The sequence below is a fragment of the Pseudorhodoferax aquiterrae genome (assembly GCF_014652235.1).
Taxonomy (GTDB): domain Bacteria; phylum Pseudomonadota; class Gammaproteobacteria; order Burkholderiales; family Burkholderiaceae_C; genus Pseudorhodoferax; species Pseudorhodoferax aquiterrae.
The window spans coordinates 79627-104808 of sequence record NZ_BMYK01000022.1 but is presented as its reverse complement, the minus strand read 5'-3'; the positions used below and the strand labels follow the sequence as shown (position 1 = coordinate 104808).

Annotated in this window: 24 protein-coding genes; 14 read left to right on the top strand and 10 right to left on the bottom strand. The window is 70.8% G+C overall.

Annotated elements, in window-relative coordinates:
* Window positions 1–104: 104 nt before the first annotated feature.
* On the top strand, window positions 105–3455 hold the full coding sequence (locus tag IE209_RS25400) for an EAL domain-containing protein (protein WP_189689666.1): 3351 nt from the start codon (window positions 105–107) through the stop codon (window positions 3453–3455).
* A 7-nt stretch (window positions 3456–3462) separates the two neighbouring features.
* On the opposite strand, the gene IE209_RS25395 is transcribed toward IE209_RS25400, so the two are convergent.
* The 3 genes from IE209_RS25395 to IE209_RS25385 all read right to left on the bottom strand — a co-directional run bounded on the left by IE209_RS25395 (window position 3463) and on the right by IE209_RS25385 (window position 5469).
* Complete coding sequence (locus IE209_RS25395; protein ID WP_189689665.1) at window positions 3463–3771, bottom strand: AzlD domain-containing protein; 309 nt, start codon at window positions 3769–3771, stop codon at window positions 3463–3465.
* Window positions 3768–4451, bottom strand: coding sequence for an AzlC family ABC transporter permease (locus IE209_RS25390; RefSeq protein WP_189689664.1), 684 nt, complete (start codon window positions 4449–4451; stop codon window positions 3768–3770). Before IE209_RS25390 ends, IE209_RS25395 begins: the two co-directional genes overlap by 4 nt.
* Window positions 4452–4566: 115 nt before the next feature.
* Window positions 4567–5469, bottom strand: coding sequence for a LysR family transcriptional regulator (locus tag IE209_RS25385; protein ID WP_189689663.1), 903 nt, complete (start codon window positions 5467–5469; stop codon window positions 4567–4569).
* 173 nt (window positions 5470–5642) lie between these two features.
* Here IE209_RS25385 and IE209_RS25380 point away from each other — a divergent pair, with 173 nt between their 5' ends.
* Window positions 5643–6722, top strand: coding sequence for a M20/M25/M40 family metallo-hydrolase (locus tag IE209_RS25380; RefSeq protein WP_189689662.1), 1080 nt, complete (start codon window positions 5643–5645; stop codon window positions 6720–6722).
* Here IE209_RS25380 and bktB read toward each other — a convergent pair whose 3' ends face one another.
* Both bktB and cadR read right to left on the bottom strand, forming a co-directional pair.
* Window positions 6723–7907 carry a beta-ketothiolase BktB gene (bktB, locus tag IE209_RS25375; RefSeq protein WP_189689661.1) on the bottom strand — a complete coding sequence of 395 codons (1185 nt, stop codon included), beginning with the start codon at window positions 7905–7907 and terminating at the stop codon, window positions 6723–6725.
* A gap of 92 nt (window positions 7908–7999) precedes the next feature.
* The gene (gene cadR / locus IE209_RS25370; RefSeq protein ID WP_189689660.1) at window positions 8000–8440 is read right to left on the bottom strand and encodes a Cd(II)/Pb(II)-responsive transcriptional regulator; all 441 of its coding nucleotides are present in this window, start codon (window positions 8438–8440) and stop codon (window positions 8000–8002) included.
* 61 nt (window positions 8441–8501) lie between these two features.
* Between cadR and IE209_RS25365 the strand changes: the two genes are divergently transcribed.
* Complete coding sequence (locus IE209_RS25365) at window positions 8502–10547, top strand: heavy metal translocating P-type ATPase (protein WP_229883039.1); 2046 nt, start codon at window positions 8502–8504, stop codon at window positions 10545–10547.
* A gap of 1 nt (window position 10548) precedes the next feature.
* Here the strand turns inward: IE209_RS25365 and IE209_RS25360 are convergent, their stop codons facing one another.
* The gene (locus IE209_RS25360; RefSeq protein ID WP_229883038.1) at window positions 10549–11352 is read right to left on the bottom strand and encodes a helix-turn-helix transcriptional regulator; all 804 of its coding nucleotides are present in this window, start codon (window positions 11350–11352) and stop codon (window positions 10549–10551) included.
* A 99-nt stretch (window positions 11353–11451) separates the two neighbouring features.
* Here IE209_RS25360 and IE209_RS25355 point away from each other — a divergent pair, with 99 nt between their 5' ends.
* The 6 genes from IE209_RS25355 to IE209_RS25330 all read left to right on the top strand — a co-directional run bounded on the left by IE209_RS25355 (window position 11452) and on the right by IE209_RS25330 (window position 17943).
* Window positions 11452–11925 (top strand): DUF3237 domain-containing protein, encoded by a 474-nt coding sequence (locus IE209_RS25355; protein WP_189689658.1) that lies wholly within the window; start codon window positions 11452–11454, stop codon window positions 11923–11925.
* A gap of 27 nt (window positions 11926–11952) precedes the next feature.
* Window positions 11953–12927, top strand: a complete 975-nt coding sequence (locus tag IE209_RS25350) for a Bug family tripartite tricarboxylate transporter substrate binding protein (RefSeq protein WP_189689657.1) — start codon at window positions 11953–11955, stop codon at window positions 12925–12927.
* Between the two features lie 25 nt (window positions 12928–12952).
* The gene (locus tag IE209_RS25345; protein WP_189689656.1) at window positions 12953–14611 is read left to right on the top strand and encodes a DUF6351 family protein; all 1659 of its coding nucleotides are present in this window, start codon (window positions 12953–12955) and stop codon (window positions 14609–14611) included.
* 38 nt (window positions 14612–14649) lie between these two features.
* The gene (locus tag IE209_RS25340; RefSeq protein WP_189689655.1) at window positions 14650–15333 is read left to right on the top strand and encodes a TetR/AcrR family transcriptional regulator; all 684 of its coding nucleotides are present in this window, start codon (window positions 14650–14652) and stop codon (window positions 15331–15333) included.
* Window positions 15334–15422: 89 nt separating this feature from the next.
* Entirely contained in the window at window positions 15423–16919 is a 1497-nt protein-coding gene (locus tag IE209_RS25335; protein WP_189689654.1) for an AMP-binding protein, read from the top strand.
* 34 nt (window positions 16920–16953) lie between these two features.
* Window positions 16954–17943 carry an NAD(P)H-dependent flavin oxidoreductase gene (locus tag IE209_RS25330; protein WP_189689653.1) on the top strand — a complete coding sequence of 330 codons (990 nt, stop codon included), beginning with the start codon at window positions 16954–16956 and terminating at the stop codon, window positions 17941–17943.
* 5 nt (window positions 17944–17948) lie between these two features.
* Here IE209_RS25330 and IE209_RS25325 read toward each other — a convergent pair whose 3' ends face one another.
* Window positions 17949–18497: a hemerythrin domain-containing protein gene (locus tag IE209_RS25325; RefSeq protein WP_229883037.1), complete on the bottom strand. Its 549-nt coding sequence runs from the start codon at window positions 18495–18497 to the stop codon at window positions 17949–17951.
* Window positions 18498–18593: 96 nt separating this feature from the next.
* Window positions 18594–19613: a zinc-binding alcohol dehydrogenase family protein gene (locus IE209_RS25320; protein WP_189689651.1), complete on the bottom strand. Its 1020-nt coding sequence runs from the start codon at window positions 19611–19613 to the stop codon at window positions 18594–18596.
* Window positions 19614–19714: 101 nt separating this feature from the next.
* Between IE209_RS25320 and IE209_RS25315 the strand changes: the two genes are divergently transcribed.
* Complete coding sequence (locus IE209_RS25315; RefSeq protein ID WP_189689650.1) at window positions 19715–20632, top strand: LysR family transcriptional regulator; 918 nt, start codon at window positions 19715–19717, stop codon at window positions 20630–20632.
* Here IE209_RS25315 and IE209_RS25310 read toward each other — a convergent pair.
* The gene (locus tag IE209_RS25310) at window positions 20622–21074 is read right to left on the bottom strand and encodes a DUF192 domain-containing protein (RefSeq protein ID WP_189689649.1); all 453 of its coding nucleotides are present in this window, start codon (window positions 21072–21074) and stop codon (window positions 20622–20624) included. The two genes, IE209_RS25315 and IE209_RS25310, sit on opposite strands and share 11 nt — an antisense overlap.
* Before the next feature lie 175 nt (window positions 21075–21249).
* Between IE209_RS25310 and icd the strand changes: the two genes are divergently transcribed.
* The 4 genes from icd to IE209_RS25290 all read left to right on the top strand — a co-directional run bounded on the left by icd (window position 21250) and on the right by IE209_RS25290 (window position 24204).
* Complete coding sequence (icd, locus tag IE209_RS25305) at window positions 21250–22503, top strand: NADP-dependent isocitrate dehydrogenase (RefSeq protein ID WP_189689648.1); 1254 nt, start codon at window positions 21250–21252, stop codon at window positions 22501–22503.
* Window positions 22504–22610: 107 nt separating this feature from the next.
* Window positions 22611–22970: a DUF2946 family protein gene (locus tag IE209_RS25300; protein WP_189689647.1), complete on the top strand. Its 360-nt coding sequence runs from the start codon at window positions 22611–22613 to the stop codon at window positions 22968–22970.
* A 112-nt stretch (window positions 22971–23082) separates the two neighbouring features.
* Window positions 23083–23700, top strand: coding sequence for an SCO family protein (locus tag IE209_RS25295; protein ID WP_194659029.1), 618 nt, complete (start codon window positions 23083–23085; stop codon window positions 23698–23700).
* 33 nt (window positions 23701–23733) lie between these two features.
* The gene (locus tag IE209_RS25290; RefSeq protein ID WP_189689646.1) at window positions 23734–24204 is read left to right on the top strand and encodes a copper chaperone PCu(A)C; all 471 of its coding nucleotides are present in this window, start codon (window positions 23734–23736) and stop codon (window positions 24202–24204) included.
* A gap of 22 nt (window positions 24205–24226) precedes the next feature.
* Here IE209_RS25290 and IE209_RS25285 read toward each other — a convergent pair whose 3' ends face one another.
* Window positions 24227–25126: a LysR family transcriptional regulator gene (locus tag IE209_RS25285; RefSeq protein ID WP_189689645.1), complete on the bottom strand. Its 900-nt coding sequence runs from the start codon at window positions 25124–25126 to the stop codon at window positions 24227–24229.
* Between the last annotated feature and the right edge of the window lie 56 nt (window positions 25127–25182).

The window sequence follows — 25182 nt, the reverse complement described above, 5'->3', positions numbered from 1 at the left end:
GAGCGATGAGCGCGGTGCGCGCCGCCATGGCGCCGTGAACCCACCGTTGCCACCGTCGTCGTACAGCATGGCGCAGTACATTATTGGCAACACAAGTTACGCAAATGAACCGGCCGATCCGATCATTTTCCAGAGCATTGGTCCAGGGCGTCGTCGCCTTGGTGCTCGTGGTCGGTGCCATCGCGTTGGCGGCCATGGCGTGGCAGGCCGCCTCCAGTACCCGCGAAGCGGAGGAGCAGGACCTGGCCCGCACGCTGGACCGCTCGGTCGAGCGCCTGCGCATGCTGGTGCAGGCGGCCGAGATGACCGCCGACTCGGTCGAGCGGGTGGCCCGCGTGCCGACAGTGACGCCCACAACGCTGCAGCCTGCACTGGAGCGGGCCCTGGCCGCCTTCGAGCAGCGTCCGGAGCTGAGCTACCTCGGCATCGCGCTCGCCGAGCAGGGCCAGTACGGCAACCTGGAACGCACGGCCGATGGCCGGGTCCTGCTGTGGCTGCATCCCGGAGCGGAGCCGGGCGAGCAGATCACGCGCAACTTCATCCTGGCCGATGGCGCCTTCACGCCGTACAGCCAGCAGCCTGCCGACGGCTACGACGCGCGCGAGCGGCCGTTCTACCGGGCGGCGCTGGAGCAGGCGGAGCAGGGGCGCTGGCTGCCGGCGTACCCGTGGATCGTGCACGGTGGCGCCGACAACCAGGCGCCGCTGTGGGGCTTGAGCTACGTGAAGGTCTTGCGCGACCGGTCGGGGCAGCGGATCGGCGTGCTCGACGTGGACTTCGACCTCCCTGCGGTGAACCGCTTCCTGGCCGCGGTGGCCGACGAATACGGCGTGCAACTGCAGATCGTGGAGCTCGGGCCGACGCCGCGCCTGCTTGGCGACCGGCGCGCCCAGGGCGCGCCGCTGCCGGTGCCGCAGGCGCTGGCACCGCTGCTGGGCGCGCCAGGCGGGGCGGCCACCAGCCGGCTCGCGCTGCCCGATGGCGACCACTGGGCGGCGGCGCGCCGTCTCGAACTGCAGGGCGGGGTGCAGTGGCTCGTGGTGGCCACGCGCAAGACCGCCCTCATCGGCGCACCGCTGCGCAGCCAGCTGTACCAGGTGGTGGGTATGGGTCTGGCGCTGGTCGTCGGCCTGGTGCTGATCTCCTGGCGCATGGCGCGGCGCTTCGGTCAGCCCTTGCAGGACCTGGAGCGCCAGGTCGCGCGCGCCGGGCAGCCCGATGCGCCGGACGCCTTGGCGATCGCCCCGGTGGCCGGCGGCTTCCGCGAAACGCAGCGCCTGGGCGAAGCGCTGCACCGCATGGCCACGGCGGTGCGTCAGCGCGAGGCGCAGTTGGCCGGCAAGACCCGCGAGCTGCTGCGCGCCAAGGAAGAGCAACTGGCCTCGCTCGCGCTGCGCGGCGCGATTTTCGAGTCCATCGACACGGCACTGCTCACCATCGACGCGCAGCGCACGGTGCTCGAATGGAACGCCGGCGCGGAACGCCTGTTCGGCGTGCGCCGCACACAGGCCCTGGGCCAGGACGTGGCGCGGTCCATCGCCGCGGCCGAGGGCCCGGCCGACTGGGAGGCGCTCCTGGCCACCCAGGGCGCCGGCATGCTGCGCCTGGCCGGCCCGCACGGCGCTTTCGACGCCGAGCTGCGCGTGGTGGCGTCGGGCCAAGGCGCAGACCGCTCGCACACGCTGGTCGTCAACGACGTCTCGGCGCGTCGCAATGCCGAGCGGCGCCTGCGCGAGGAGCGCGACTATGCCGACGCCGTGCTCAACAGCCTGCCCGGCGTCTTCTACCACTGCGACGCGCAGGTGCGGCTGCAGCGCTGGAACCACAACTTCGAGCGCATCACCGGCGCCGATGCGCGGCAACTGGCCGGCGTCGATCCGCTGGTGTTCATGCCCGAGGACCAGCGTGCGCGCGTCGCCGGCCAGTTTGCGCAGGTGTTCACCGCGGGCAACGTGCAGTTCGAGGCCGACTACGCACTGGCCAACGGTCGCCGCATCCCCTGCCTGTTCACGGGCGTGCGCTTCGAGCACGGCGGTGTGCCCGGCTTCGTCGGACTGGGGACCGACATCTCCGAACGCAAGCGGGCCGAGCGGCGGCTGCAGCATCTGGCCACGCACGATGCGCTGACCGACCTGCCCAACCGCAAGCTGCTGCACGAGCGCTTCGCGCAGGCCGCGGCGCGGGCGCGGCAGACCGGCCGGCCGCTCGCGCTGCTGCTGCTCGATCTGGACCGCTTCAAGGTCGTCAACGATGCCTACGGCCACCGCTTCGGCGACGAAGTGCTCAAGCTGGTCGCGCAGCGCCTGGTGCGGCTGCTGGGGCCTGGCGACACGGTGGCCCGCCACGGCGGAGACCAGTTCCTGCTGTTGCTCGGCGAACTGCGCGATGGCGCCGACGCCCAGGCCGTGGCCGGCCGCGTCCTGCAAAGCCTGGCCCAGCCCGTGGCTTTGCAGTCGCGCGAGGTGCACCTGTCCGGCAGCATCGGGCTCAGCCTGTTTCCGCAGGACGGCGAGGGGGTCGACGTGCTGATCAAGAACGCCGACCAGGCCATGTACCGCGCCAAGACCCTGGGCCGCAGCACCTGCGTGGGCTTCACGCAGGCCATGAACCACGACACCCAGCAACGCGTGGAACTGGAAACGCAGCTGCGCGGGGCCGCCGCCGCCGGCCAGCTGCAGCTGCTCTACCAGCCCAAGGTGAGCCTGGCAACGGGTGCCATCGTCGGCTGCGAGGCGCTGCTGCGCTGGCACCACCCGGTGCTCGGCCCGGTCTCGCCGGCCCGCTTCATCCCGGTGGCGGAGGACTCGGGACTGATCGTGCCGATCAGCGACTGGGTGTTGCGCACCGCCTGCCTGCAGGCCCGGGCCTGGGCCGATGCCGGCCTGCCGCGCACGACCGTGGCCGTGAACATCTCGGCGCGCCAGCTGCTGCAGCAGGACCTGGCCGGCTGGACGCTGGACATGCTGCAGGAAACCGGGCTGGCGCCCGGCCTGCTCGAGCTCGAACTGACCGAAAGCCTGATCGCCCAGGACGTGGAGAAGATGATCGACACCTTCGAGCGGCTCAAGGAGGTCGGCGTGCGCCTGTCGATCGACGATTTCGGGACCGGCTATTCGAGCCTGAGCTACCTCAAGCATTTCCGCGTGGACACGCTCAAGATCGACCAGTCTTTCGTGCGCAACATGCTCACGCAGCGCGAGGACGAGACCATCGTGCGCGCCGTCATCGCGCTGGCGCACAACCTGCAGTTCGAGGTCATCGCCGAGGGCGTGGAGACGGCCGCCCACTGCGCACTGCTGCGCGCCCACGGCTGCGACGAGATCCAGGGCTACTACTTCAGCCCGCCGGTGCCGGCCGCCGAGTTCGAAGCGCTGTTGCGCGGGGGCAGGCATCTGCCGCTCGAGGCAGGCGCGACGGCGCCGCAACGGGATGAGGAAAGCCTGCTCGGCCAGTGAGCGCGGCTCAAACGAGCTGGCGCAGCGCCGCGGTCGCCAGCACGCCGAGCAGCACGCTGCCGAACTGGCCCGCGCGCAGGAACCAGGCCACGACCACCGTCGCCAGCCCGCCCAGCAGCGTGGGCTCCAGCCCGCGGCCGGCCGCACCCACGACCGAGCTGGCCAGCATGCCGGCCAGCAGCGCGGCCGGCAGGGCGTCGATGAAGGCCGCGATGCGGGGCGGGAAGCGGCGCCCGTGCGCCAGCACCGGGCCGAGGGCCTTGATCGTGAAGTTGATCGCCGCGAACGCGAGCACGGTCCATAGCATGGCGCTCATGCTGCGGCTCCGCGACGCAGCAGGGCGGGCAGCGCGGCGACGCTGGCGAACATCAGCGCCACGCCGGGCGGCAGCAGCCAGCACATGCCGGCCGTGACGAGCACGGCGAGAGCCACGGTGCCGCGGCGCCGGGGCTCGCCGCGCACGATGTCGAGCACGAACACAAGGAAGAAGCCGGGGAAGACCAGGTCCAGCCCGATCGCGCGCGCCAGTGCCGGCTCGGGCGCGAGGTAGGCGCCCATTGCCGTGCCGGCCACCCAGGCGGGCCACTGCACCAGCGTGGCGCCAAGCATCTTGGCGCGGTCCACGCCGCCGTCGGGTCGGCGCGCGGCGGCCCAGGACGCGTCGACCACGGCCTGGGCCTCCAGCGAGCGGCGCCAGGCGCCGCCCTTGAATTCCGAGGTCAGCGCCATCGGAATGAAGCGCAGGTTGATCAGCGTGGCCGCCCCGAGCGCGGCCGGCATGCCGCCACTGGCGAAGGCCATCACCAGCGCGAACTGCGCGCCGCCGGCGAACACGATGGCCGACATCAGCGTGGCCAGCCAAGCCGGCCAGCCCTGGGCCACGGCGGCGGCGCCGAAGCCCACGGCCAGCGCGAACGCGCCCACGCCGAAACCCGCGCCCACCGCGAAACCTGCGCGCCAGCCGCCGCTGGATGCGGTGCTCCTGCCTGCCTGCATGCCGTCTCCCCAAAACCCGGAGCCGCCAATCTAGCAGGGCGAGCGCAGGCCTCACGCCGGACGGCGCCCGGCCCGCAGAATGCGGCGCGACTCCAGGGAAAGACCATGCACGTCCTCACTCGGGCAGGTGTTGCGCCATGAAGCGCCTGAACAGCTTCATCGACGGGCTTTCCGTGCGGCCGGCCAGTGTCACGAGGGCAAAGATGGCGTTGGAGCTGTAGGGCGGATCGGTGACGAGCTCGACGATCTCGCCCGTCGCCATGTGTTCGCGCGCGGCGGCGAAGATGGCGAACAGAATCGTATCGGTCTGCCGCATGACGTTGACCAGACTCGTGATGTCTTCACTGCGCAGCCGCACCGACTGGTTCGGATGGGCACGTGGCCCGAAATGGCGCATCAGCAGGTTGGCGATCTCGTCGGTCAGCGTCGTCGACGCCAACGGGTAGAGCATCACATCGTCGAAGGTCACGGGGCCGCCGCGCGCCAGCAGCGGGTGGCCGCTGCGGCACATGAAGCCGCCGCGCAACTCGGCCACCACTTCGACCACCAGGTCCTCGGCCGGTGGCACCGCACGCCGATCGATCACCAGCGCGTCCACGCTGCGCTCGCGCAGCTGGCGCAGCTGGAGCTCCAGCGCACCACGCGAGAGGGTGAGCCGCACGTCCGGATGGTGCCGGGCGACATGGACCATGAACGGCGTCATCAGCAGTGAAGCCGGCCCCGCCCCCAGGCCGATGCGGATCGGGCCGGAGCTGCCACGCTTGACCAGATCCACGCTGCGCCGCAGTTCCTCGGCGCCGAAGATCAGCTGACGCGCACGCGCCGCCACGGTCTCGCCCAAGGGCGTGAGTTCGTTGCGCCGGCCCATGCGGTCGATCAGCCGCGCGTCGAGCGCGTCTTCGAGCAGTCGGATGCTGCGGCTCAAGGCCGGCTGCGTGATGTGCAGCCGCTCGGCAGCGCGGCTGAACGATCCGGCGTCAGCCACCATGAGCAGGTGCTCGAGTTGCTTGAGGTTCATGCTCTATCCAAAAGTTTTTTTTCTAGTTTGAAGAAAAACAATGCATTGGACAGATAGGTGTGGGCGTTTTTACCATGGTCTCATTCCGTTATTTATGTGTACAAAAGCTAACGTAGTATCAGCGCATGAGCTTGTGCATCCAATCAATGGCGGAATGAACCGGAGAACACCATATGCCCCATCCCCTGATCGACAGCATCACCGCCCATGCCCAGATGTTCGTGAAACTGCGCCGTGAGCTGCAGTTGTCGGCCGAGCGCGACCTGGTGGATTGGCGCACCGAAGACCTCGTGGCAGGACGCCTGGAGCAATGGGGCTACAAGCTCGAGCGCGGCGTCGGCGGCAGTGGCATCGTCGCCCAGCTGCGGCGCGGCAAGGGCACCAAGCGGCTCGGCCTGCGCGCCGAGATGGGGGCGGCGCCGGCGGTGGCCGGCAGCGCGTTCGGCCACACCGCCATGCTGCTGGCCGCGGCCCACTATCTCGCGCGCCAGGGAGACTTCAGTGGCACGCTCAACCTCGTCTTCCAATGCGCCGACCTGCAGCAGGGTGGGGCGCGCCGCATGGTGGCCGACGGCCTGTTCGACCGGTTTCCCTGCGATGCCATCTTCGCGATGCACGGCGTCGCCGGCCAGCCGCAGGGCCAGCTGCTGCTGCGCGACGGCCCAGCCATGGCTTCGCACGACGAGGTCTTCATCACGCTGCACGGTGACCCGCTGCAGGGCGCGGCCGATCCCGTCGTGGCAGGGGCTGCCATCGTCATGGGGCTGCAAAGCCTCGTGGCGCGCCACACCGATGCGCAGCGGGTGGCGGTGCAGGTCAGTGGTTTCGAGGCCAGGGCCGTCCCGGGGGCTGCCGCCCCCCTGGCGACGCTGCAGCTCGGCGTGCGCGCGCTCGCGCCGGAGGTGCGCGACAACCTGCAACGCCGCATCACGGCGCTGACCGAATTGCAGGCACTCAGCTACGGGGTGCAGCCCACGGTGGACTACCGCCGCCACGCGCCGGTGCTGTTCAACAGCGCTCTGGAAACGGAATTTGCGCGCCAGCTGGCCATGGAGCTGCTGGGACCGGGCCAGGTGCAGCCGCAGGCGCCGGCCTTTGCCGGGTGCGACGACTTCGCCTTCATGCTGGAGCAGGTGCCTGGCAGCTACCTGCTGCTGGGCAACGGCGACGGCCCGGCACAGGACTTCAACGAAGCCAACCTGCCGATCGGCGCCGCCTACTGGGCCATGCTGGCCCAGTGCTACCTGCACTGATCAAAGGCGCTCGAACACGGCGGCGATGCCCTGGCCGCCGCCGATGCACATGGTGACCAGCGCATAACGGCCGCCCACGCGCTGCAGTTCGTGCAGCGCCTTGACCGTGATCACGGCACCGGTGGCACCGATCGGGTGGCCCAGCGAGATGCCCGAGCCGTTGGGGTTGACCTTGGCCGGGTCCAGGCCCAGGTCTTTCGTGACGGCACAGGCCTGGGCCGCGAAGGCCTCGTTCGCCTCGACCACGTCCAGGTCCGACACCTTCAGCCCCAGCTTCTCCAGCAGCTTCTTGCTCGCCGGCACCGGGCCGATGCCCATGTACTTGGGATCCACACCGGCATGGGCGTAGCCCACCAGGCGCGCCAGCGGCACCAGGCCGCGGGCCTTGGCGACCGACGCCTCCATCAGCACCACGGCGGCGGCCGCGTCGTTCAGGCCCGAAGCGTTGCCTGCGGTGACCGTGCCGTTCTCCTTGACGAACACGGGCTTGAGCTTGGCCATGTCTTCCAGGCTGGCCTCGGCGCGGAAATGCTCGTCGGTGTCGAACACCACGTCGCCCTTGCGGCCCTTGGAGACCACCGGAACGATCTGCTCCTTGAAGTAGCCCGCGGCGCTGGCCTTGGCGGCGCGGCGGTGGCTTTCCACCGCCAGGCCGTCCTGGTCGGCGCGCGTGATGCCCCATTTGGCGGCAATGTTCTCGGCCGTCACGCCCATGTGGATGGTGTGGAAGGGGTCGTGCAGCGCGCCGACCATCATGTCCACGAGCTTGGTGTCGCCCATGCGGGCGCCCCAGCGTGCGTTGAGCGAGGCATAGGGTGCGCGGCTCATGCTCTCGGCACCGGCGCCGATGGCGATGTCGCAGTCGCCCAGCTGGATCGCCTGCGCGGCCGAGACGATGGCCTGCAGGCCCGAGCCGCACAGCCGGTTCACGTTGAAGGCCGGCGTGTCCTCGCTGCAGCCGCCTTCGAGCGCGGCCACGCGCGAGAGGTACATATCGCGCGGCTCGGTGTTGACCACGTGGCCGAACACCACATGGCCGACATCCTTGCCCTCGACCTTGGCGCGCGCCAGCGATTCGCGCACGACCAGCGCGCCCAGCTGCGTGGGCGGCACGTCCTTGAGGCTGCCCCCGAAGGTACCGATGGCGGTGCGCACACCGCTGACGACGACGACTTCACGACCCATGTTGTTGCTCCTGCTGGGGAAGAAAAATTTGGCCGGCGATCTTCCCACGGGGGACGCGGGCGAGGTGTCACCAAGCTGCCAAAGGTAACAATTCAGTGCACACCGTGGATGTGGCGCGTGCGCGCCTGCACGCGCGGCACGGGCTCCTCGGCCAGGGTCTTGAGGATGCCGCAGTCCTCGGTCGGGTGGGCGGTCTGGCACTGGCTGCGCAAGGCCTTGAGCTGGCGCTCCAGCGCGCGCAACTCGCGGATGCGCTGCGCCACATGGCCGATGTGCGCGTCCAGCAGCGCGTTGACGCCACCGCAGTCGCCGCCCGGCGCGTCCTGGAACTGCAGCAGCGTGCGGATCTCGTCCAGCGCCATGTCGAGCGCGCGGCAATGCCGGATGAAGGACAGGCGCTGCACGTGGCTGTCGGCGTAGTCGCGGTAGTTGCCCTCGGTGCGCGGCGCGGCCGGCAGCAGCCCGGCGCGCTCGTAGTAGCGGATGGTTTCCACCGGTGTGTCGGTGGCGGCGGCCAGTTGTCCGATCTTCATGGCGCTTGACTCTACAGCGGCTTCAGGGTTTCCAATGCCTGCAACCAAGGAAAGACACCGCATGAAGCATTGCTGTTCCGAACCCGCGCCGCACGCGCAGGCCGCACACGCGACCCACGCCCACGCCCACGCCCACGCCCACGCCCACGCGCCTGGCCAGGCGCACAGCCACGCAGGCCAACACCGCCACGCTCACCACGATGGGGAGGAGGGCGGCCATCTGCACGACCATGACCACGGTGCCGGCCCGGGCGTGGGCCGCCTGGCCGCGGCGCTGGCGCTGGCCATCGCGGCCGAGCTGCTGCACTTCATGGCCGGCGATGCGCTCTGGTCCAAGAGCCTGGGCCTGGCCGTCGCGGCCCTGGCCATCGGCCTGTCGGGCGTGGAAACCTACACCCAGGGCTTCGCCGCGCTGCGCCGCGGCCGCCTGAACATCAACGCGCTCATGAGCGTGGCCGTGACGGGCGCCTTCCTGATCGGCCAATGGCCCGAGGCCGCCATGGTGATGGCGCTCTACGCGATTGCGGAGCTCATCGAAGGCCGCGCCGCCGACCGCGCGCGCAATGCGATCGCCGGCCTGCTGGCGCTCGCGCCCGAGCAGGCCGAGGTGCTGCAGGCGGACGGCAGCTGGCGCGCCCAGCCGGCCGCCGAGGTGGCGCTGGACGCCGTCGTGCGCATCCGCCCCGGCGAGCGCGTCCCGCTGGACGGCGTCGTGACCGAGGGCCGCAGCAGCATCGACCAGTCGCCCGTCACGGGCGAGAGCCTGCCGGTCGACAAGGGTCCGGGCGACACCGTGTTCGCCGGCACCGTCAACGCCGAGGGCGCGCTGCAGTTCCGCGTGACGGCTGCGGCCGGCAACACCACCCTGGCCCGCATCATCCACGCGGTGGAGCAGGCCCAGGCCACGCGCGCGCCCACGCAGCGCTTCGTCGACCGTTTCGCCGCCATCTACACGCCGGCCGTGTTCGTGCTGGCACTGGCTGTCGCGCTGGGCGGGCCGCTGCTGTTCGGCATGGCCTGGCTGGACGCCGTCTACAAGGCACTGGTGCTGCTGGTCGTGGCCTGCCCCTGCGCGCTCGTGATCGCCACGCCCGTCACCGTGGTCAGCGCGCTGGCCGCGGCTGCGCGGCGCGGCATCCTGGTCAAAGGCGGCAGCCACCTGGAGAACGCGCGCCTGCTCAAGGCCGTCGCGCTCGACAAGACCGGCACCATCACGGCCGGCAAGCCACGGCTCGTGCACTGGGAAACCGTGGGCGCGGAAGGCCAGGCGCTGGCTGGCCTGGCCGCCGCACTGGCTGCACGCTCGGACCACCCGGTCTCGCGCGCGATCGCGCAAGGGATCGGCGCGGCACCGTTGCCCGTCGACGACTTCCGCGCCTTGCCCGGCCGCGGCGTGCAGGGCCGTGTCGACGGCCGCGAACTGGTGCTGGGCAACCACCGCCTGGTCGAGGAGCGCGGCCAGTGCAACGCGGCGCTGGAGGCGCTGCTGCGCACGCACGAAGCGCAGGGCCGCACGCTCACGCTGTTGGCCGACGCGGGCGGCGTGCTGGCGCTGTTCGCCGTGGCCGACACCATCAAGGACAGCTCGCGCGAGGCCGTGGCCGAACTCCAGCGCCTGGGCGTGGTGCCCGTCATGCTGACCGGCGACAACCGCGCGACGGCCGAAACCGTGGCGCGCGACGCCGGCATCGCCGAGGTGCAGGGCAACCTGCTGCCCGAGGACAAGCTGGCCGCGATCGAGGCGCTGCAGCAGCGCATGGGCCCCACCGGCATGACGGGCGACGGCATCAACGACGCGCCGGCGCTCGCGCGCGCCGAGATCGGCTTCGCCATGGGCGGCGCCGGAACCGACGTGGCCATGGAGGCGGCCGACGTGGTCATCATGAACGACGACCTGCGCCGCATCCCCGAGACCATCCGGCTGTCGCGCCGCACGCACGCCGTGCTGTGGCAGAACATCGTGCTCGCGCTGGGCATCAAGTCGGTGTTCATGGTGCTGGCGCTGCTGGGCACGGCCACGATGTGGATGGCCGTGTTCGCCGACATGGGGGCCACGCTGCTGGTGGTGGCCAACGGGCTGCGCCTGCTGCGCGCCCGCGCGGGCTGATTCAGCCCGCTTCGCGCCCGAGCACGAGCGCGAACAGCTCGTTGCGAAAGTGGATGCCCAGCCGCGCGAACGCGCGGTTGCGGTAGGTCTTGACGGTGGGCAGGGACAGTGCCAGGTCGGCCGCGATGCCGTCCTGCGTCATGCCGCGCAGCAGCCGCGTGCAGACGTCGAGTTCGCGCGCGGTCAGTTCCCCGCTCAGTTGCAGCAGGCGCTGGCGCAGGGCCTCGGGTGAGCGCTGTGGCTCGGGCATGGGGCCACGCAAGGCCACCTGCTTGCGCGCCAGCGCCAGCAGCGCGGGCGCCAGTTGCTCGAAGTCGCCGATCTGCGCATCGCTGAGCGCGCGCTGGTGCGCATGGCGGTAGAAGTTGACGGCGAACAGCGCGTCGTCCGGGCCGTGCTCGACGATCGAGACGCGCTCGGCCACCCCGTGGGCCTCGTAGACGCGCGCGCGGTGCTCGTTCGGCACTTCGCGCGCGGTGATGTGGCACAACTGCGTGCGCTGGACCGGGTTGTCGTCGAAACGCAGGCTGCGGTCCTCGCGCACCGGTCCGGACAGGTAGGCGTTCCAGCAGGCGCGCGTGGTGTCGGGAATGCCGAGGCTGCCCGACAGGTACAGCCGCGGGGCGCAGCCCGGCCCCACCTGGTAGACCGACCACGAGGCGGCCGGCAGGGTGGGGTGCAGGCGTTCGAGCAGCCGCGCACCGAAATCCTGCTCGCCCAGCAGCTCGACCATGGCGCCCACGGCCGGGCCGATGCCGGCCGGCGAGCTACCGGGTTGCCAGGCCGCGGGGGCCCATTTGCGCATGCGTGGTCTCCTGGTTCTCCCGTCATCCTCAGGGATGACAGCCGCCAACGCAGGGCGGATTTACGCTCGTCCGCGATTGTCACCGCTTTGACGCACACCATGGACACCGACGCGATCCCGATGCCCCAACTGCGCTTCTTCGCTGGCTTGTCCGTCGAAGTGGCCGAGCCCCAGCAGGTCGGGGCCGTGCCGCACGGCCTGCGCCGCGTGATCCCCATCCTGGGCGGCCAGGTGCAGGGCGAAGGCTGGCGCGGCCGCGTGCTGCCCGGCGGCGCCGACTTCCAGCTCATCGTGCACGCGGGCTATGCCGAACTCGACGCGCGCTACGTGCTGGAGACCGACGGCGGCGACCTCGTCTTCGTGCAGAACCAGGCCGTGCGCAGCGGCCCGCCCGAACTGATGCAGCGCATCGCGCGCGGCGAGCCGGTCGATCCCGGCCAGATCTACTTCCGCTGCCAGCCGCGCTTCGAGACCGCGTCGAAGGCGCTGGGCTGGATCAACGAGCGCCTGTTCGTGGGCGCCGGCGCGCGCCACCCCGACAAGGTCGTGATGCGCTTCTTCGTGCTCGACTGATTCCCCACCATCCCCAGGAGACATGCCATGAACTTCACCCGCCGCCTGGCGCTGTGCGCCGCCGCGCTCGTTCCGTTCGCCGCTGCGGCCCAGGCGCCGTCCTATCCCAACAAGCCCGTGCGCATCATCGTGGGCTTTCCGGCCGGCACCGGCCCCGACATCGTGGCGCGGCTGCTCGCGCAGAAGCTGTCCGAAGGCTGGGGCAACCTGGGCGTGATCGTGGACAACAAGCCCGGCGCGGCCGGCCTGATCGCCGCCTCCGAGGCCGCGCGCGCCGCGCCCGACGGCTACACGCTGATGCTGGGCGAGACCGGCCAGCTCGCCATCGCGCCCAGCAGCTACAACAAGCTGCCCTACGACCCTGCCCGAGACTTCGTGCCGGTCTCGCAGGTCGTGACGGCGGACTTCATCCTGCTGGTCAATCCGCAGAAGGTGCCGGCCAAGAACGTGAAGGACTATGTGGACTGGACACGCCAGCAAAAGGGCATGTTCATGGCCACGTTCGGCGCCGGCACGCCGGGCCATTTCGGCGCCTTCATGTTCGGCGATGCGGTCGGCATCAAGCCCGAGCCCGTGCACTACAAGTCCACGGGCGACGCCATGAGCGGCATCTTCGGCGGCGACGTCTCCGGCGTGTTCGCCAGCGCGGGACTGGCCGCGCCCAACGTCAAGTCCGGCAAGCTCGTCGCGCTGGCCAGCACGGGCGCGCAGCGCACGGCCGCACTGCCCGAGGTGCCGACCTTCAAGGAGCAGGGCTACGCCAACCTGGAATTCAACTCCTGGTTCGGCATCGTCGCCCCGGCGAAGACGCCGCCCGACATCGTTGCCAGGCTCAACGCCGACATCGTGCGCGCCATGCGCTCACCCGACGGGCAAAAGAAGATGGAAGACGCCGGATTCCATGTCACCGGCACGACGCAGCAGGAGTTCGCCGCGCTGATCGCCGCGGACACGGCCAAGTGGGGCAAGGCCGTCGCTGCGACAGGCTTCAAGGCCGACTGACACACCACCCAGAGGAGACAAGCAGATGAAGAACACAGGCATCGTCTTTCCGACGTCCGCGCTCGCCCTGGCGGCGCTGGCCGGCTGCGGCGGCGGCGACGACAACGCGCGGCTCGAACTGGACGCCAAGGCGGCCGAGGCGGTCTGCGCCGAGATGGTGACCCAGTCCGGTCTGCCGGCCACGACGCTCACGACGCGCTACGTGCCCGCAGGCACGCGCCGCCCCGGCACGCTCACCACCGGCGACTTCCTGGGCGGCCACTGCGTGGTGACCGGCAGCCGCGACGCGCGCACCGGCGTCGATGGCAAGCCCTATGCGATCGGCTTCGAGCTGAGCCTGCCGGACCGCTGGAACGGCCGCTTCCTGTACCTGGGCGGCGGCGGCAACGACGGCACGCTGCGCGACACCTCGTTGTCGTCCACCATCTCCAACGGCACGCCTTCGCCGCTGGGGCAGGGCTACGCGGTGGTGTCCGCCGATGCCGGCCACCAGGGCACGAGCGCGAGCTTCGGCGCCGATCCGCAGGCGCGCATCGACCACGCCTACAACGCGCACGACAAGACCGCGCAATCGGCCAAGGCCCTCATCGCATGGCGCTACGGCAAGGCGCCCAACTACTCCTACTTCTCGGGCTGCTCGGGCGGCGGGCGCCAGGGCATGATGTTCTCGCAACGCTTTCCAAGCTACTTCGACGGCATCACGGCCGGCGCCCCGGCCATGCGCGTGTCCAGCGGCGCCACGGTGGCCGCCATGTGGAACAACCGCAAGTTCACCGACATCGCGCCGCTGGGCAGCGACGGCAAGCCCGTGCTGTCGCAGGCCTTCTCCAATGGCGACCTGAACCTCGTGGCGGACGCCGTGCTGGCGGCCTGCGACGCGGGCGACGGCGTGGTCGACGGCATGGTGCAGAACACGCGGGCCTGCCGCTTCGACCCGGCCGTGCTGCAGTGCGCGGGCGCCAAGGCCGACAGCTGCCTGAGCGCGGCCCAGGTCGGCGCGCTCAAGGACGTGTTCGGCGGCCCCAAGACCTCCGCCGGCCAGCCCCTGTACGTGACCCAGCCCTGGGACGCCGGCATCCGCAACGCCGGCTGGCGAGCCTGGACGCTGGGCAGCTCCACCACGTCCACGCCCAACTCGGCCTACAACACCTTGATGCTGGACGCACTGCGCAACGAGTTCTTCACCCCGCCCGACCCCAGCTTCGATGCGCTGGCCTTCAACTTCGACACCGATCCCGCGCGCATGCAGGCCTTCTCCGAGGTCTACGACACCTACCGCGACGACCGCCTGAGCGCCTTCAAGGCACGCAAGGGCAAGCTGATGTTCATCCACGGCATGTCCGACCCCATCTTCTCGGCCGACGAGGTGGTGGAGTACTACGAACGCCTGGCGGCCAACAACGGCGGCATCGCGGCCACGCAGGACTTCGCACGCACCTACCTGGTGCCGGGCATGACGCATTGCTCGGGCGGCCCGGCCACCGACACCTACGACTCGCTGCAGGCCATGGTCGACTGGGTGGAGAAGGGCGTCGCGCCCGACAGCATCGCCGCGCGGGCCAGCGCCAGCAACGCCTACTTCCCGAACCGCACGCGCCCGCTGTGCGCCTACCCCAAGTTCGCCAAGTACAAGGGCGCGGGCAGCATCGAGGACGCGGCCAGCTTCAGCTGCGAGGCCAGTTGACGGTGCAGGGCGGCGCGTCGCCTAAGATCGCGCCGCCCATGACCACCGCCGCCAGTCCCTCTCCACGCCGCAAGCCGGTGCGCGCCGTCAAGCCCGAGGGGCAGTGGCACCACGGCAACCTGCGCGAATCGCTGATCCAGTGGGGCACGCACCTGCTGGACACCGAGGGCAGCGAAGCCATGAGCCTGCGCGCCACGGCCAAGCTCGCCGGCGTCTCGCAGGGCGCGCCGGCCCACCACTTCGGCGACAAGAACGGCCTCTTGGCCGCCATCGCGGCGCGAGGCTTCCGCGACCTGGTCGCGCAGCGCCAGCGCCGGCTCGCCAGCGTGGATCCCGCCGACGGACCGGGCCAGTTGCGCGCGGTGCTGCTGACCTACATCGCGTTCGCGCAGGCCCATCCGGCGCGCTTTCAGCTCATGTTCGGCCCGCTGCTGGGTCGGCGCGACGACTACCCCGAACTCAGGGAGGCCGGCACGGCCTCGTTCGCCATGCTGCGCAGCGTGGTGCTGCCCTTGCTGCCTTCGCCGCGGACCGACACGCTGAGCGAGGACGAGGTGGCCAACATCGTCTGGGCCGCTGCGCACGGCCTGGCCACGCTGCACATGCACGGGCGCGGCGCGCCCATCCGCAGCGGCCCGCGCCAGAGCACCGAGCAGACCAGCGAGGCCCTGGTGCGCTTCTGTCTGCTGGCCATCGCCGGCCTGGCGGCTCCCCCGCGCTGACACCTTGGCGACTTGCGGCACAGGCCGCGTGCTGCTAACCTCGCGGCCAACTAGACAGTGCCTAGTTTGGCGCAACGACGGAGACACCCATGTATCCCACCCTGGTGTTCGCAGAGCAGACCTGGTCGCCCGCCGCGATGGCGGAACTGGCCGACCGCATCAGCGGCGGCCTGCGCGCGCTCGGCGTGGGCGAGGGCGACACCGCGGCCGTGATGCTGCGCAACGGCCCGGCCTACGTGGCCACCACCATCGCCTGCCGGCGCGCGGGCGTCTACCTGGTCTCCATCAACTGGCATTTCAAGGCGGCCGAGGCGGGCTTCCTGCTGGCCGACAGCGGCGCGCGCGTGCTGCTCGTGCACGAGGATCTGCAGGCGCAGATCGCAGGCGGCGTGCCCGCCCACGTGGCCGTGCAGGCCGTGCCCGCCGACGAGACCCAGGGGGAGGCCTGGGCGGCGGCGTTCGCCCAGGGCCAGGCGCCGCTGCCGCCTGCCACCGGTGTGGCCTTCAACACCGTGGTCTACACCTCGGGCACCACCGGCAAGCCCAAGGGCGTGCGCCGGCTGCCGGTGCCGCCGGAACAGCGGGCCGCGCTGGACGCCGCCAGCCAGCAGGTCGGCCGCACGGTCTACGGCCTGACGGCAGCCTCCACGGCGCTGCTCAGCGCGCCCATGTACCACAGCGCCACCATGTCCTTCGTGCTGAGCTGCTGCGGCGCCGGCGCCACGCTGGTGCTGGAGCCCGGCTTCTCGGCCGAGCGCACGCTGGCGCTGATCGAACGCTACCGTGTCACGCAGGCCTACCTCGTGCCGACCATGTACCAGCGCCTGCTGGCCTTGCCCGACGACGTGCGCCGCCGCCACGATCTCTCGTCGCTGCAGCAGGTCTCCTCGACGGGCTCGCCCTGCGCGCCCGAACTCAAGCGCCGCATGATCGCGTGGTTCGGCCCCGTCATCACCGAGGCCTATGGCTCCAGCGAGGCCGGCTACACCACCTTCATCGACAGCGCGAGCTGGCTGCAGCGCCCCGGCTCGGCCGGGCGCGCGCTGGGCGACGCCCAGGTGCGCATCCTCGATGCCGAGGGCCGGCCCGTGCCCGCGGGCCAGATGGGCCTGATCTACGTGCGCCAGCCCGCCATGCCCGACTTCAGCTACATCGGCCGCGACGAAGCCCGCGCAGCCATCGGCCGTGACGGCCTGGTCACGCTGGGCGACATGGGCTACCTGGACGCCGACGGCTACCTGTTCATCTGCGACCGCCAGTCCGACATGGTGATCTCCGGCGGCGTGAACATCTACCCGGCCGAGATCGAGGCCGAGCTGCTGACCATGCCCGGCGTGGCCGATGCGGCCGTGTTCGGGATTCCCGACGCCGAGTTCGGCGAAGGCCTGGCGGCCGCCGTGCAACTGCACCCCGGCGCTGCCGTCGATGCGGCCGCCGTGCAGGCCTGGCTGCGCGAGCGCCTGGCCAACTACAAGGTGCCGCGCACCATCGCCTTCCACGACAGCCTGCCGCGCGAGGACACCGGCAAGATCTTCAAGCGCCGCCTGCGCGAACCCTATTGGGAAGGCGTCGAGCGCCGCATCTGAGTCCGATTCGTTCACACCCTGGAGACCCGTTGCCATGAGCCTGCCCCCCATCCTGTCCGAGCGCCTGCGCCTGCCCGTCGTGGCCTCGCCGCTGTTCATCATCTCCAACCCCGACCTGGTCATCGCCCAGTGCAAGGCCGGCATCGTCGGCTCGTTCCCCGCGCTCAACGCGCGCCCGGCCGATCAGCTGGAGGTCTGGCTGGAGCGCATCACGACCGAACTGGCGGAGTACGACCGCCTGCACCCCGAGGCGCCCTCGGCCCCGTTCGCGGTCAACCAGATCGTGCACCGCTCCAACGACCGGCTCGAGCACGACATGGCGGTCTGCGCGAAGTTCAAGGTGCCCATCGTGATCACCTCGCTGGGCGCGCGCACCGAGATCGACGACGCGGTGCACGCCTGGGGCGGCATCGTGCTGCACGACGTGATCGACAACGCCTTCGCGCACAAGGCCATCGCCAAGGGCGCCGACGGCCTCATCGCGGTGGCGGCCGGCGCGGGCGGCCATGCGGGCTTCCAGTCGCCGTTCGCGCTGGTGCAGGAGATCCGCGAATGGTTCGACGGCCCGCTGCTGCTGTCCGGCGCGATCGCCTCGGGCCGGGCCATCCTGTCGGCCCAGACCCTGGGCGCCGACCTGGCCTACATCGGCTCGGCCTTCATCGCCACGCAGGAGGCCAACGCGGTCGAAGGCTACAAGCAGATGATCGTGGACAGCAGCGCCAAGGACATCGTGCACACCAACCTCATCACGGGCGTGCACGGCAACTACCTCAAGCCCTCGATCCGCAACGCCGGCATGGACCCGGACGCGCTGCCGACCAGCGATCCGTCCAAGATGGACTTCGGCTCCAACCGTCAGAAGCCCAAGGCCTGGAAGGAGATCTGGGGCTGCGGCCAGGGCATCGGCGTGCTGCGCGACGTGCCGCCCGCCGGTGAGCTCGTGGCGCGCCTGGGGCGCGAGTACGACGTGGCCCGGCGCGACTGGGTGCAGCGCGTGCTGCCCGCGGCGGCGCAGCCGGCCTGAACCGTTCAGCGCGCAGGCGGCCTGGCGCCGCGCCGCGCTGCCATCTCCTCGCCCATGGCCTGCTCCTGCGCGGGCGTGAGCCCGGCGTGCACGACAGGGAAGGCCGTGGCTTCTTCGGCCGCCAGGTGCCGGCGGTACAGCGCCGCGAACTGCGTCCAGCGCGCCACGGCGCTGGGCAGGGCCGCTGCGTCGAACGCGCCGTCGACGACGGCCTGCAGATCCGGCCGCAGCCGTGCCCAGTCGTGCTCCATGACCTGGTGGTCGGCACGCAAGCGCGCGGCCAGGCCGGCCTGGCCCTGGGCACGCAACAGCGGCAGCACGTGCAGCTCCTCGTCTTGGTGGTGCAGCGGCGCGGCAATGTCGAAGTAGCGCAGCACGTCGGCCGCCGCGCTGCGGGCCTGGCCGTCGCCACCCCGCTCGTGCAGATGCCGGCCCAGGCGCTCGAGCAGGGCCAGCGAGCGCTCCATGCGCGCATGGCAGGCCGCCAGCATCTCCAAGGGCTGGTCGAAACCGACGCTCGGGCCGGTGTGCAGCAAGGGGTGCGGTGAGGTCATGCGCGAGCGCATTGTCCGCGGCCGCGCGGGCGGGTGCACGCGGCCGCGGGCCTGGACAGGCCGGTGTTTGATCGGCATCAAACGCCGGCCGGTTTCTCAGAAGCCTTCCAGCACGATCTTGCCGCGGGCCTTGCCGCTTTCGATGTGGGCATGGGCGCGGCGCAGGTTCTCGGCGTTGATGCGGCCGTAGTGCTCGCCGATGGTGGAGCGCAAGAGGCCCGTGTCCACCAGCCGCGCCACCTCGGTCAGCAACCGGTGCTGCTCGACCATGTCCGGCGTCTGGAACAGCGAGCGCGTGAACATCAGCTCCCAGTGCAGGGAGACGGCCTTGCGCTTGAGCAGCGAGATGTTGATGCTGCCCGGCTTGGGATCGTCGATCAGGCCGAAGCGCCCCTGCGGCGCGATGAGTTCGGCGATCTGTGCGAAGTGCTTGTCGGTCTGCGTGAGGCCGACCACGTAGCGCGGTGCGGGCAGCTTGGCATCCTTGAGCGCCTGCGCCAGCGGGCGGCTGTGGTCGACCACATGGTGGGCGCCCAGCTTGCACACCCAGTCCTGTGTCTCGGGCCGCGAGGCGGTGGCGATCACGTTCAGGCCGGTCAGGTTGCGTGCGAGCTGCAGCAGGATGGAGCCCACGCCGCCGGCCGCGCCCACGACCAGCAGGCTGTCGGCGCTGGGCGCCGTGTCGCGCGCGATGCCGAGCCGGTCGAACAGCAGTTCCCAGGCCGTGATGGCCGTGAGCGGCAGCGCGGCGGCATCGGCATCCGTGAGGCTGCTCGGCGCCAGCGCTGCGATGCGCTCGTCCACCAGGTGCAGCGCGGCGTTGGCGCCTTGCCGGTCGATGGCGCCCGCGTACCAGACGCGCTGGCCGGGCTGGAACAAGGTGACGGCGCTGCCCACGGCGCGCACGGTGCCCACGGCATCCCAGCCCAGCACCTTCCAGCCGCCGGGCTCGGCGCTGGCGCTGGCGCGCACCTTGGTGTCGACCGGGTTCACGGCGATGGCGCGCACCTCGACCAGCAGGTCGTGCGGGCCGGGTTGCGGGTCGGGCAGGGTCACGTCCTGCAACGCGCGCGGGTCGCTGATGGGCAACGGGCTCTGGTAGGCGATGGCTTGCATGGTGATCTTTCCGAAAAGCAAGGAAGTGGAGCGAGTGTGGCGCGGCGCCGCGTGCGAATACAGCAGCAGCCGCGCGATTCACTTTCAAAGAAAATGGAACGATGACCCGTGTTGCCGATCTCGAACTGCTGGTGCGCGCGGCCGAGCTCGGCAGCCTCACGGCCGCCGCCCGCGCGCTGGACTGGTCGCCGGCCGCGGCCAGTGCCGCCGTCAAGCGCATGGAGGCCGAGTGGGGCGTGCCGCTGTTCGTGCGCAGCACGCGCAGTCTGCGCCCGTCCGCCGAGGGCGAGCGTCTGCTGCCCCATGTGCGCGAGGCCCTGCAGGCCTTGCAGCGGGGCCGCGACGCGGCCCAGGCCCAGCACCAGGCGCTGCAGGGCGAGCTGCAGCTGGCCCTGCCGTCCGACCTGGGCCGCCATGTGCTGCTGCCCTGGCTGGAGGCGTTCCAGCAGCGGCACCCGCGGCTGGCGCTGCGCCTGCACCTGGCCGACCGCAACAGCGACCTGCTGCGCACGCCGATCGACCTGGCCATCCGCTACGGCACGCCCGATGCCGCCACGCAGGTGGCGCTGCCGCTGGCGCCCGACAACCGGCGCGTGCTCGTGGCCTCGCCCGGCTACCTGGCGCAGCTGGGCAGCCCGGCGACGCCCGCGGCGCTCGGCGAGCGCGAGGCCTTGCGCTTCATGTTGGGGGGCGAGGTGCCGGCGAGCTGGCCGCTGCAGGTCGAGGGCCGCTGGTTGCAGGTGCCGGTGCAGGGCCGCCGCTCGGCCAACGACGGCGAGGTCGTCAAGCGCTGGGCACTGGCCGGCCTGGGCATCGCCTACAAGTCCTGGCTGGACGTGGCAGGCGAGCTTGCGGCCGGCCGGCTCGTGCATGTGAACCCGCATTGGCTCGGCGAGGCCTCGCCGCTGGCCCTGGTGGTGCCGGCGCGCCGGCAGCTCACGCCGGCGGTGCGCAGCCTGCGCGACTGGCTGCATGCGCGCTTCGCCGCGATGGCGAAGGGCCAGGGCCTCAGCGCTTGAAGGGCTGGCCGCCCAACTGGTAGCCGGCCTTGATGCCCTTCTTGGCGAACCAGCCCTGGTTCATCTCGAGCACGAAGCGCACGGGCTTGGCCGAGCAGTGCGAATCGGTGGTCTGCGGCTTCATGTCGGCCAGGTTCACGATCACGCCGGCATCGTCGACGAAGGCCGCGGTCAGCGGCAACAGCGTGTTCTTCATCCAGAAGCACTGCACGGCGGGCTCCTCGAAGATGAACAGCATGCCCTCGTGCTGCGGCATCTCCTTGCGGTTCATGAGACCGATCTGGCGCTGTTGCGCCGTGGTCGCCAGTTGCACGTCCAGGTGGTGCATGCCGGCCGTGAGCTGGGTGCGCGGCAGGTCCAGCTGCGGCCCTTCCTGGGCCAGGCCGGCGCCGGCGAAACCGGCGAAGAGCAGGGGGGAGAGCAGGCGAAACAGCAGACGCATGGCGGCGGTCTTTCGGTGACGGCAAAGCGGCCATTCTTCCATGCCGGGCCGTCGCCTGCGCGCCAGCGGGCGGTGAGGGGCGAAGGCTAGAATCGCCGCGCCTTTCGTCCGGTGCGAAGACCGCTGCGCACCGCGTCCCCCGACACAAAAAGCCTGCGCCGGAGTTTCTCCCACCATGTACCAGCACATCGTGCCGCCCGCCCGCGGCCAGAAGATCTCGGTCAACGCCGACCATTCTTTGCGCGTGCCCGACGAGCCCATCATCCCGTTCATCGAAGGCGATGGCGTGGGCCGCGACATCACGCCGGTCATGCGCAAAGTGGTGGACGCGGCCGTGGCCAAGGCCTATGGCGGCCGGCGCGCGATCCAGTGGATGGAGGTTTACGCCGGCGAGAAGGCCACGCGCCTGTACGGCGCCGATACCTGGCTGCCCGAGGAAACCGTGGCCGCCGTGCGCGAGCATGTGGTGGCCATCAAGGGCCCGCTGACCACGCCCGTGGGCGGCGGCATCCGTTCGCTCAACGTCAAGCTGCGCCAGCTGCTGGACCTGTACGTCTGCCTGCGGCCCGTGCGCTACATCCGGGGCGTGCCCTCGCCGCTCAAGGAGCCCGAGAAGACCGACATGGTCACCTTCCGCGAGAACTCGGAGGACATCTACGCCAGCATCGAGTTCGCGGCCCAGACGCCCGAGGCGAAGAAGCTCATCGACTTCCTCGTCAAGGACATGGGCGTCACGACCATCCGTTTCCCCGAGACCTCGGGCATCGGCGTCAAGCCGGTCTCGCGCGAGGGCACGGAGCGGCTGGTGCGCAAGGCGCTGCAGTACGCCATCGACCACGACCGCACGAGCGTGACGCTGGTGCACAAGGGCAACATCATGAAGTTCACGGAAGGGGCCTTCCGTGACTGGGGCTATGCGTTGGCCCAGAAGGAGTTCGGCGCCGAGCGCATCGACGGCGGCCTGTGGTGCCGCTTCAAGAATCCGAACACGGGCAAGTGGATCATGGTCAAGGACGTGATCGCCGACGCCTTTCTGCAGCAGATCCTGATGCGCCCGGCCGAGTACGACGTGATCGCCACGCTGAACCTCAACGGCGACTACATCTCCGATGCGCTGGCTGCGCAGGTCGGTGGCATGGGCATCGCGCCGGGCGCCAACATGTCCGACACCGTGGCCCTGTTCGAGGCCACGCACGGCACGGCGCCCAAGTACGCCGACAAGGACTATGTGAACCCCGGCTCGCTGATCCTGTCGGCCGAGATGATGCTGCGCCACATGGGGTGGACGGAAGCGGCCGACCGCATCGACCAGGCGATGGAGCAGGCCGTGCTGTCCAAGAAGGTCACCTACGATTTCGCGCGGCTCATGGATGGCGCGACGCAGGTCTCGTGCTCGGGCTTCGGGCAGGTCATGGTCGAGCTCATGTAGGCGCGCATTCGCCACCGTGCGGGCAGCGCAGGGCCGTGGATCTCCGCAGGGGATCCACGGCCTTCGCACTCCTGGGTGCATGGACCGCTGCCGTATCATCGCGCGCCATGCACCGCCTGCGCCGCTCCACCACGCTGGTCCGTCTGGTCCTCGCCTGGTTCGTGCTCGCACTCGGCGTGGCCGTGGCGGCACCCGCGGTGCAGCCCAGGGCCATGGAGCTGGTCTGCTCGGCCAGCGGCGGTGCCAAGCTGGTCGCCGTCGGCGAGGAGGCCGGGCACGACGGCCCGGCCAGCCACCACAGCATCGAATGTCCCTTGTGCCTGGGCGTCACGCCCCCGCCCGCGCCGCAGCGCGCGCAGGGTGGGGCATCGCCGCGGGTGCAGGTTCCGCAGGCCATGGCTGCCGCGCCCGTGGCGGCTGTGGCCGGTGCGCCGCTGCCGCCGCGCGGCCCGCCCGTTCTTTCCTGATCCATCGCCCTTGCGCAGCGCGCCGCGCTTGCGCTGTGCCGCGCCATCGGCCGCGGCGACGACGCCTCGCGCCGCACGCGCCTGGCGACCTTGGAAAGAACTGGAGAACTCTGTGTACCCATCGACCCCCTTCGTGCGGCCGCCCGCGCTGCGGCGGCGCGGCCTGCTCGCTGCCGGCAGCGCCGCGCTGCTGCCCCTGCTCGCGGGCTGCCAGCCCGCGCCGCCCGCCTTCAACGGCATCGACGTCTCGGGCGCCGATTACGGCAAGGACTTCCGGCTGCAGGACCCGTCCGGACGCACCCGCACGCTGGCGGACTTCAAGGGCCAGGCCGTGCTGCTGTTCTTCGGCTTCACGCAGTGCCCCGATGTCTGCCCGACCGCGCTCGCGCGCGCCGCGCAGGCCAGGGCTTTGCTCGGTGCGCTGGGCCAGCGCGTGCAGGTCGTCTTCGTGACGGTGGACCCCGAGCGCGACACGCCAGCCGTGCTGCAGGCCTACACCAGCGCCTTCGACCCGAGCTTCCTGGGCCTGCACAGCACGCTGGAGGAGACCGCCGCACTGGCGAAGAACTTCAAGGCGCACTACAAGAAGGTGCCCACCGGATCGTCCTACACCATGGACCACACAGCCCTCACCTATGTCTACGATCCTGCCGGCCGACTGCGCGTGGTGCTGCGCCACGACCAGAGTGCCGAGCAGTTCGCCCAGGACCTGCGCCGCCTGCTGGCGTGAGCAGCGCCACCACCCCCTAGAAGGAACATTCCCATGACATCCCCACTCCGTTTCCTCATCGCCGCCGCGGCCTGCGCCGCCGGCCTCGCGCAGGCCCAGGTCAGCGTGGACGAAGCCTGGGTCCGCGCCACCGTGCCGCAGCAAAAGGCCACCGGCGCCTTCATGAAGCTCAGCGCGGCCAAGGACAGCCGGCTGGTGTCCGTCTCGTCGCCGGCCGCGCCCGTGGCCGAGATCCACGAGATGGCGCTGCAGGACAACGTCATGCGCATGCGCCAGGTGCAGGGTGTGGAACTGCCGGCGGGCAAGACCGTGGAACTGCGGCCGGGCGGCTACCACATCATGCTGATGGACCTGCCCCGGCAGATGCAGGCCGGCGAGACGGTGCCGCTGACCCTGGTCTTCGAAGGCAAGGACGGCAAGCGCGAAACGCGCGAGGTGCAGGCGCCGGTGCGGCCCGTGAACGCCAGCGCCGCGCCGGCCGGCCACGGCCAGCACAAGCACTGAAGCGCGCGCTGCGCCACGGGGCTCAATCCTGGTCGCGCAGCAGTTGCGCGATGCAGCCGGCCAGCTCCTGCGCGGCGGCGCGCAGCATCTGCTGCGCGGGTGCCGCCGTGGCGAAGTACAGGCTCAGCGTCATGCGCACCTCGGGCTCCACGAGCCGGATGCAGCGCACCGCGTAGCCGCGCGCGATCTTGCGCGCGTAGCCGGCGCTGACCATGTAGCCGCCGTGGTTCTCCACCACCGACAGGGCCGTGGTGGCGCTGCCGATCACGCGCCAGTCGTCCAGCACGAAGCGCCGGTCCAGGTAATGCATGACGTGCAGCACCGCGCGCGAATCCATGAAGATCAGCGGCTTGCCGATGACCTCGGTCCAGGCGATCCGGGCACGCGCGCCGAACTCGGTCCGCGGTGCCACGAAGTACAGCGGCATGTCGCAGATGTCCAGGGTCTCGATGCCGGCGCCGGCCGCGCGCCGCGGGCCCACGGCCAGGTCGAAGGCGCCGCGCAGCAAGGCGTCCTGCAGCGTCTCGGCATCGTGGTCCACGAGCGAGAGCTGAACGCCGGGCCGGCGCTGCATGCACAGGCGCACGGCCGGCAGCAGGAACGAGGCATTCGCGAGTTGCGTGCCGCCGACACGCAGGGCACCCAGGCGGTTGTCGCGGATCGCCGCGGCGCTGTCGGTGCTGCGCTGGTGCGCCAGCACCACATCGCGCGCGGCGGGGCGCAGGATCTCGCCCTGGGCCGTCAGCGCGACCGACTTGGGCGAACGCTCGAACAGCGCGAAGCCGACCAGGTCCTCGGCCTCGCGCACCGTCTTGCTCAAGGCCGGCACCGAGACGCAGAGCCGGTGCGCCGCCAGCGTGAAGCTGCGCAGTTCGGCGACCGCGACGATGGCCTTGTAGTGGCGCAGCGAGAGTTCCGGCATGGCGTGTTGCGCAGGGGTTAACAAGGCTTGCCGAATCGTCAATTGACCGATTCGCG